This is a genomic window from Lancefieldella parvula DNF00906 (assembly GCF_000758945.1).
In the GTDB taxonomy this organism is placed as follows: Bacteria; Actinomycetota; Coriobacteriia; order Coriobacteriales; family Atopobiaceae; genus Lancefieldella; species Lancefieldella parvula_C.
This window is the reverse complement of record NZ_JRND01000009.1, coordinates 1-8,567: the sequence shown is the minus strand read 5'-3', so window position 1 is coordinate 8,567 and position 8,567 is coordinate 1. Positions and strand designations below refer to the sequence as shown.

At 45.9% G+C, this 8,567-nt stretch carries 4 protein-coding genes; all 4 read right to left on the bottom strand.

Annotation, left to right across the window (positions count from 1 at the left end; translation table 11 throughout):
* Positions 1-350: 350 nt before the first annotated feature.
* The 4 genes from HMPREF1647_RS01715 to HMPREF1647_RS01700 all read right to left on the bottom strand — a co-directional run bounded on the left by HMPREF1647_RS01715 (position 351) and on the right by HMPREF1647_RS01700 (position 8,223).
* Positions 351-1,232 carry a YitT family protein gene (locus HMPREF1647_RS01715; protein WP_035431520.1) on the bottom strand — a complete coding sequence of 294 codons (882 nt, stop codon included), beginning with the start codon at positions 1,230-1,232 and terminating at the stop codon, positions 351-353.
* A 1-nt stretch (position 1,233) separates the two neighbouring features.
* Positions 1,234-2,343, bottom strand: coding sequence for a peptide chain release factor 2 (prfB, locus tag HMPREF1647_RS01710; protein ID WP_035431518.1), 1,110 nt, complete (start codon positions 2,341-2,343; stop codon positions 1,234-1,236).
* A gap of 2 nt (positions 2,344-2,345) precedes the next feature.
* On the bottom strand, positions 2,346-5,096 hold the full coding sequence (gene secA, locus HMPREF1647_RS01705) for a preprotein translocase subunit SecA (RefSeq protein ID WP_035431516.1): 2,751 nt from the start codon (positions 5,094-5,096) through the stop codon (positions 2,346-2,348).
* A 91-nt stretch (positions 5,097-5,187) separates the two neighbouring features.
* On the bottom strand, positions 5,188-8,223 hold the full coding sequence (locus tag HMPREF1647_RS01700) for an AfsR/SARP family transcriptional regulator (protein ID WP_035431514.1): 3,036 nt from the start codon (positions 8,221-8,223) through the stop codon (positions 5,188-5,190).
* Between the last annotated feature and the right edge of the window lie 344 nt (positions 8,224-8,567).

Genomic DNA, 8,567 nt, shown 5'->3' with positions numbered 1-8,567 from the left:
AGCATATTAGATGAAGTTTATGCATAGAGATGAATATCGGGTAGTGCGGTCATCTAGCTGCCTGGCTCTCTTGATTAGGAACATGTCGATTCTTCAGCAGAACCTACCAAAGCTGCGCTATTTTGTACCTCAAGCCTCAAAGCCGACGCTAACACGCTGCAAAATCATAATCATCCGCATATGAACTGCCTCCCATTTCTTGGACATAAGAAATGGGAGGCAGTTCATTACAGGCCGCCATTTTAATCGCAAAATTTTTACGTGCAATTGTGTTTAATCGCATCCAGCTACACGCACCCACCGAAGTTCAACAGGACCATCTGTCGAGCAACTTGCTGGCCAAACAGCGATTAGCTTTCCAAAGCCTCAAATGACTTAAAGCCTTCACCGATTGCCTCGTGGACCTCTGAAACAAATACCAGTGCATCAGGGTCAATCTCGGAAACGATAACTTTTAGCTGAACAAGCTCAGTACGACCTAGGACACACAACAAAACTGGCTTGTGCGCACCACTCCACAGTCCGCGCGCCTGAAGCTCTGTGCAACCACGGTTGAGGTTATAAAGAATCTCGTGAGCGATGGCATCGTGCTCAGAAGAAATAATATAAACGCAACGCTCAGATCTTGGTCCGTCGATGACAAAGTCAATCATTTTTCCTGTAACAAAGATTGCCAGAGCAGAATACAGACCGTTTTCTAGCGAGAAGACTGGAATAGCGGCAATAATAATGACAATATCAACAATGATGATTGCGGTACCTGATGGAATAGAAAAACGCTTGGAAACCGCCTGAGCAATGATGTCTGTTCCGCCGGTATTTCCGCCCGCCCTAAATACAAGGCCAAGACCAAAACCGCAGATAATACTGCCCCATAGGGCAGCAAGCATAAGATCGTTGGTACCAATTGCAGGCAAAAATGGTGCAAACAAGTCAACAAAGATACTTGAAATTAAGAAGCCTGCAACGCTCTTAAGCAGGTACTTTTTATTGCCACTTTTTGCGACAAATGCTATCAAAATGATATTCATGGCAATGGTTTGCATACCAATAGGTAAGTCAAAACCAAAAGGCAGCGCGATAGCTCTAATAACGGTAGCAAGACCTGTAATACCACCAGCGGCGAGTCCGTTAGGAACTTCAAATACATCAAGGCCAACTGCAAAAATTGCACAGCCAAGGACGATAAAGAACGAATCTTTAAAGGTCTTTTGCCAAGTAGATTTTTGCACACTAATCCTTTCCGCCAACAACCCAGCGATGGTACGCAATGATGAACTGATCAAGATCGCCGTCTGAAAGAACGGACTCTACGTTTCCTGTTTCTGCACCTGTTCTTAAGTCCTTAATGAGCTGATAAGGATAAAGAACATAACTCCTAATTTGATTGCCAAACGAGATTTCTCTCTTTGGACCGCGAAGCTCATCCAGCTCAGCTTCGCGTTTCTCCTTTTCAATCTCATACAAACGACTGCGTAAGATATTCATTGCTGCAGCTTTGTTCTGAAGCTGGCTGCGTTCGTTTTGGCAGGTTACTACCGTTCCTGTTGGAATATGTGTAATACGAACTGCCGAGTCTGTAGTGTTAACTCCCTGACCTCCTGGACCAGATGCATGGTAAACGTCAATACGCAGGTCATTGGGGTCAATAGCAACTTCAATATCTTCAGGAAGAACAGGTAAAACTTCTACACCAGCAAATGACGTCTGCCTGCGTTTCTTATCATCAGTAGGAGAAATTCTTACCAGACGATGCACGCCCTGTTCTGCACGAAGCATGCCATAAGCATTTTTGCCACTTACCGTAAAGGTTGCGCGGTCAAGACCAATAACCTCTGCAACAGGAGCGTCGTTGATATCAACTTTCCAACAACGGCGATCGCAATATTTGAGATACATGCGAAAAAGCATCTCGCACCAGTCTTGAGCCTCAAGACCACCCTGACCTGGCTTAATAGTAACAATTGCGTCACCATGATCAAGTTCATCAGTAAACCAGCTTGAAAGCTCAAGCTTTGACAAGTCTTTTTCAAGAGATACCGCAAGTGCTTGAGATTCGTCGAGTGATGCTTGGTCTTCAAGTTCTGTTCCAAGCTCAAAAGCGGCCTCAACATCACCGAGTTTCTCTTTAGCTCTATCAATTCCAGCAACATCATCGCGAAGTGACGCTAGTTGGGTCATTATTTTTTGTGCAGCTTCAGCGTCGTCCCAGAAGTTGGGACGAGCACTTTCTGCCTCAAGTTCTGAAATTTGCTGACGCTTCTCAGTGAGGTGAAGATATCCTTCTACCTCAGAGAGACGCTCCGCTAAAGCTTGGAGCGAAACACCCTCTGTATCAGCCATTCTTACCTATTTCGGCCGTGGCAGTTCTTAAACTTTTTGCCACTTCCACATGGGCAAGGGTCATTACGACCAACGTTGACGTAAGGATTTGGATCGTCAGACTTACGGTAGGTTGATACAGAAGACTGGCTGGCGCCGGTTCCCTGTGGACTCTTTCCAATAGCTGCGGCATTCTTAAGCATGCTCTTACCTTGCTTAAGTGCCTTTTGATCGCCGTCAGTCTCTTCTCCACCAGAATAGTGAGCATTCTGGAATGCCTCTGCCTCAGTATTCTGACGTGGGCGATTGACCAGCTCAAGGCGAAGAATAGTACGGAGGAAGTCCTCATACATGGTGTTTACCAGCAGCGTAAATGCCTCATATGCCTCGGTCTTGTACTCAACCAGAGGATCGCGCTGACCAAAACCACGAAGACCAATACCAGTCTTTAAGTAATCCATCTCCTGGAGATATGCCATCCAGCGAGTGTCAATGACACGAAGCATTACCTGAGCAGCAAGCTCACGCATAACTTCTTCGCCAAGCTTCTGGGTCTTCTCGTCAAAAGTCTTTTGGACAAACGCGGTGACATCCTCTTCAAGCTGATCAAACTTGGTGTCCTCGGTAAACTCTGGAAGATCAGTCTTACCAGTAAGTTCAGTGAGCCACTTCTCAAGACCCTCAAGATCCCACTCGTCAGCATCTCCGTAACAGAACTCCTCGCAAATGCGCTGAGTAGTAGAAGCAGTGACTGTCTCGATGAGCTCCATAAGATCCTTGCCGTCAAGAATCTTGTTTCTCTCTGCGTAAATGACCTGACGCTGTTTGTTCATAACATCGTCGTAATCAAGGACGTTCTTACGCATTGCAAAGTTGACTTCCTCAACCTTGCGCTGGGCGCCCTCGACAAGCTTGGTAACAATCTTTGCCTTAATTGGCATATCGTCTGGAAGTTCATAGCGCTGCATCATTGCTGCAACGCCATCCATGCGATCTCCACCAAAGCGGCGCATCAAATCATCTTCAAGAGAAAGGTAGAACTGGGTCTGACCAGGGTCTCCCTGACGACCAGAACGACCACGAAGCTGATTGTCAATACGACGGCTCTCATGACGCTCGGTACCAATAACGCACAAACCACCCGCAGCAGTTACTGCCTCACGCTCAGTAGCGCAGATTTCCTTTGCTTCTTTGCGCGCAGCTTCTTTTTGCTCCTGAGTAGCCTCAGCTGGCTCAATTCCCTGGTTACGAAGGATATCTTCAGCCATGACATCTGGGTTGCCGCCCAAAAGAATATCGGTACCACGACCTGCCATGTTGGTTGCAATAGTAACTGCACCCTCACGACCAGCCTGAGCAATAATCTGTGCCTCACGCTCATGGAACTTAGCGTTCAGAACATTATGTTTAATGCCGCGTTTAGACAGAATGCGAGAAATACGCTCGGAGTTGTCAATGGAAACGGTACCAACAAGTACTGGCTGACCATTCTGATGACGCTCTTCAACGTCTCTTACGACAGCCTCAAACTTAGCACCAATAGTACGATAGACCAGGTCATCGAGGTCTTCACGCTTAACCGGACGGTTAGGTGGAATAACCTGAACAGGAACGTGATAAACCTCACGGAACTCTGCATCCTCGGTCATTGCGGTACCGGTCATACCGGAGAGCTTGTCGTACATGAGGAAGTAGTTCTGGAGGGTGATAGTTGCCAGAGTCTGATTTTCTTCACGTACCTGAACGTTCTCTTTTGCCTCAATTGCCTGGTGAAGACCTTCAGAATAACGACGGCCTTCCATGATACGACCAGTAAACTCATCAACAATCTTTACTTCGCCGTCAATGACAACATACTGCTGGTCACGATGGAACATATACTCAGCCTTCAGCGCCTGCTGAAGGTGATTGACTAGCTGGCCAGTCTCATCGTTGTAGATATCGTCAATGTTGAGAGCGCGCTCGACCTTCTCGAGACCAATCTCTGTTGTTGCAATGGTGTGCTTTGCCTCATCCATCTCAAAGTCAACATCTGGAGTTAATCCACGAACTGCCTTTGCAAAATCCTTATAGGTACCTGCGGATTTAGTGCCAGCGCCAGAAATAATCAGAGGAGTACGAGCCTCATCGATAAGGATGGAGTCAACCTCGTCGACGATGGCGTAGTGGTGTCCACGCTGAACACGCATCTCTGGGCGAGTGACCATGTTGTCGCGCAGGTAGTCAAAGCCAAACTCTGAGTTTGTACCGTACGTAATATCTGCCTCATATGCAGGCTTTTTAAGGCTCAGTCGCATGCCGTTCTGCAGAAGGCCAACACTGATGCCCAAGAACTTGTAGATGGTGCCCATCCACTCACTGTCTCGTTTAGCCAGGTAGTCATTGACCGTAACGATGTGAACGCCTTCGCCGCTCAGTGCGTTAAGGTAACCAGCAAGAGTGGAGACAAGCGTCTTACCTTCACCGGTCTTCATCTCTGCGATAGTGCCCTTATGCAGCGCGATACCACCGATGAGCTGGACATCAAAGTGACGCTGACCAATAGTTCTTACTGACGCCTCACGTACCGTCGCAAAAGCCTCTGGGAGAAGATCGTCTAGACTTTCTCCTTCAGCATAGCGAGCCTTGAACTTCTCGGTCTGAGCCTGAAGCTCTTCATCGCTCATTTCCTGCATTGTTGGCTCAAGCGCATTGATCTTCTCGACAATACGCTGATATGCTTTGAGGTCCTTGTCAGCGCCAAAGGACAGAATCTTAGAGAGGAAATTAGGCATAGCTTTTTCCTTGACGTCGGGCATCTATCTTCGGTTGATAGACACAGTATTCAACTTATATATCATACCCCGTCTAACTGCTTGAATCACACTACATGGCGTCGTAAAATCCCAATTTCGTTATTTCTCCACCACTAGTTTCTATTGATTCTTTTCCCTTTTCTGCACCTGCAATCATCCTGAGCTGTTTAGACGGCATTTTTCTACGCTTCATAACGTATTTCTGCACGTACAAATCGTAGTAATGCTGCGCATCCTGCGCCCGACCACATTTTCTCAGTGCCTGAATGAGCGCCATAAGTGTGTCCTCTCGCATATCATCAACAAGGTAGGCGAGCTCTGCAAAATGCACCGCAAGCGTATAGTGGGTAATTCTCAAAGCAGCCACCGAAGCCGTTACCATGGTATCTATGTATTGATCTCTCAGGGCAACTCGAATGGGATCTGCAAACCTAAAGCATTCATCCTCAGGAAGATACAAATCCCCTTGGTACAGCTCTTCCGCCTGCTTAGCCAGATGCACTATGTCTTCATCGCTGTTCGATGACGCCACACTTTTTGCTAATCGCGTAAAAATATCAATATCTACGGTCACCTGCTGGGGATTAAAACCAAGTGTCTTTTCAATCCGAGATGCTTCCAAAGGCTCACAATCTGTCTGAATCTCCTGGACCTCTTTGCGAATAACTCGAGTTGCTTGATACAGGCGCTCTTGCCAATGTGCTTGATCAGCCTCCGGCCAAATCTGCTGCGCAATCTGCGACCTAAAGCTCATGTGATTGTGAGCAAGCGCCAAATACACAAGCAGCGCCTTTGCCGATCGATAGGCAATTTTTCTGCCAGCAATCTCCTCTCCTTGAACCGACAAACTAAATCTGCCGAGAAGAGCAAGGTAAACTCCTGGGTGAGCGTTAATTACCTTCTCTACCTGCGCGCCCTTCACCGCAAAGTCTTCAGTCCAAGAATCCCCCGTTCCTTGCCGGAATACTCTCCATTTTGTTATGTCTCGTTTTCCCTCATTTGAACGTAGGTAATGGAGCCATTCTTCAGGCATTTCTCGTTCTAAGCACTGCTGAAATTCAGACTCATCAGACAGAAGCGCTCTCACAAGCCACATGGCATTTTCTGGAACTCCATACTCAACCGCATCCAGCCAAACGGGAGCATGTCCGTTTACGCTCTTAAAGAGAGCTTTGTATATTGTTCTACATGCAGCTTTTAGCGATGGATGGGTAATTGCCTCAAGGCTTTTCTCCGTAGGTTTAACGCCCAAGAAAAATCCCGCAATATCTTCAATAATCTTTCCGACTTGCACCACATATAGTGAATCCCATTCCCTACTCAGCAGCACCGCTCTTCTCGCCTGGAGCTGCGCTTTGGGATATGCTCTGCTTCTGAGGCTGAGAAGAGCTCCAATAAGAAGTGCGGGCACTTGAATCATACGATTACCCTGTAGTTCGGCTTGGCTGATGAGCTGCTCGGTATCGTATAAGTCTCCCACAGAAGAGCTTTTTTCAAAAAGGTAGCGAACGCATTTAAGTAGTCCTACAGACCCCTTTAGGCCTCCGGCCTCACCTTCTTGTAAAAAGGAGAGCGAGCCTGAGGTGCGCGCATCAAATTCTTTTTGATATACACCCAGCAATGCGTAAAGCAATTCCACGTCAACAGCTTGAATTGACGAGGTTATTGATGCAGCTTTCTCATACTGTTGCTCAAGAAGCAGCAGCTGAAGGGCATACTTAAAATTTCCTTGCAAAGCTAAATCAATTGCGCGTTTATGTAGAGCAATTTTCTTCTCTAGCGGACCCAGCTCAAGGTCTTCTTTCAAAGGTGGCAGAGGCTTTTGCAAAATCATCTTCAGTAAACTCATATATGCCGTTTGCTTTAGAAATCCGTTAAATGAAGTGAGATTTTTGAATGCCCTATCAGCATCTTTAGTATTCATCGGCCCCTTAGCAGTAGACAGCGAATCCACCATTCCCTTAGCAGCTTTTTTACTTGAGTTATCAAGCGTACAGTCAGAATGCGTGGCAGTAAGTGCGTTATCTACCAGCTCAATATATCCAGCGTCTACAAATTCCGCTGCATGAGAAAGAACAATTTCCCAGATAATCTCTTCTCTAACCAGCGAGCTCACAAACGCAGCCTTAGAGAAATCTTCTCTATCGATCAGCAGGGCTATAGCTTTCAGAACAAGCTTTTCATGTTTACCCGCTAGAGCCACAAGCTCCTGTTTATTAAAGTTCAACACATCAAATCTTGTAGCATGAATACACGAGAAACGCCTAGTTTCTACATGCACGCCAAAGAAAGGCGCATCTTGCTCTATCTTGGCCAAATACTCAAGATCAACTTGTCCGCATATGCGGCTCAAATCATCAAATGAGCCAACACCGAGCAACATCATGCCCAGCCTGAGCCTAAGTTCCTCAATGCCTAGCGAGCTTCTGAGCATATACGATGCAACGCAAGCAAGACTAGTTAGATACGTAATTGGAACATCCACATCTCCATGCTCGCAAAATGTAACTGGCAAAGAATAAACAAGCGTTGGAATACCGCGTGTCAATCTCATATTAGTCAAAATTGATTGTTCAGAATTATCTATTCCAGGCATAAACGTGAGCAGCTCATTCTTTCCCAAAACATACACGCTAGGGACTTCGTCGATTAACTGACGAGCTTCAGGAGATAAAGAAATCGCAACAAGACAGCCAGCCATACGAAGGCGCGCAATTGATTTAACCTGGCGAGCAACAAAATACTCGTCAGACGGAGGAAAATCATCAATAAGAACTAACCTTTTAACCGCCTTTGATTTCTTAGCATTGCAGATAGAAGTGCTTTTCTTAGTAAGGATCTGAGTTGCCTCTTTAGCCGACAAACTAGAAAGAGAGATTTCATACACAGTCCATCCGTGTGATTGCGCATAATCCGCCAACTCACGCAAAAACATGGTCTTACCCATGCAGGGCTCTGCACAAAGCGCGAGCGGCCTATTGGTCTTTTCCATTGTTCTGAGGAAGTGCTGAGGTGGAACTACCCTGCTATAGTCACCCATCACATGGCGAGAAGACCCACCGAGCAGCGACTCTGTTCCAGCAGTTTCTCTGTTTTCTGACTCCATAAAACCTCTCCTTACTATTCAAACACTCAAGCGCTACATGCGCTCTAACATTTCTTGTCTCAAAATTTGGTGTGGGATAAATAATCAAGCCAAATTTGTCAGAAAGTGAGAAGGTTTAGGTGAACGGTAGGTGAAATATGGTCAGATTCGTGACAGATTAGTAACAAAATACACACAGAAATGCACAAATGTTAAAACAAGATAACATCAAATGGTAAAAATTATCTTCCGTGAACGGCATTTAATTAAGAAAATTATGTAAATATTGTGATACACAATAAATATATAATACGTAATAAATATGGATTTTTAGTAAAAATTTTTATGCTATTTTCGAATATTTT

Bases quoted from the DNA above. Each gene is read 5' to 3' on its own strand.
- prfB (WP_035431518.1), bottom strand. From the start codon at position 2,343: ATGGCTGATACAGAGGGTGTTTCGCTCCAAGCTTTAGCGGAGCGTCTC.
- secA (WP_035431516.1), bottom strand. From the start codon at position 5,096: ATGCCTAATTTCCTCTCTAAGATTCTGTCCTTTGGCGCTGACAAGGAC.
- HMPREF1647_RS01700 (WP_035431514.1), bottom strand. From the start codon at position 8,223: ATGGAGTCAGAAAACAGAGAAACTGCTGGAACAGAGTCGCTGCTCGGT.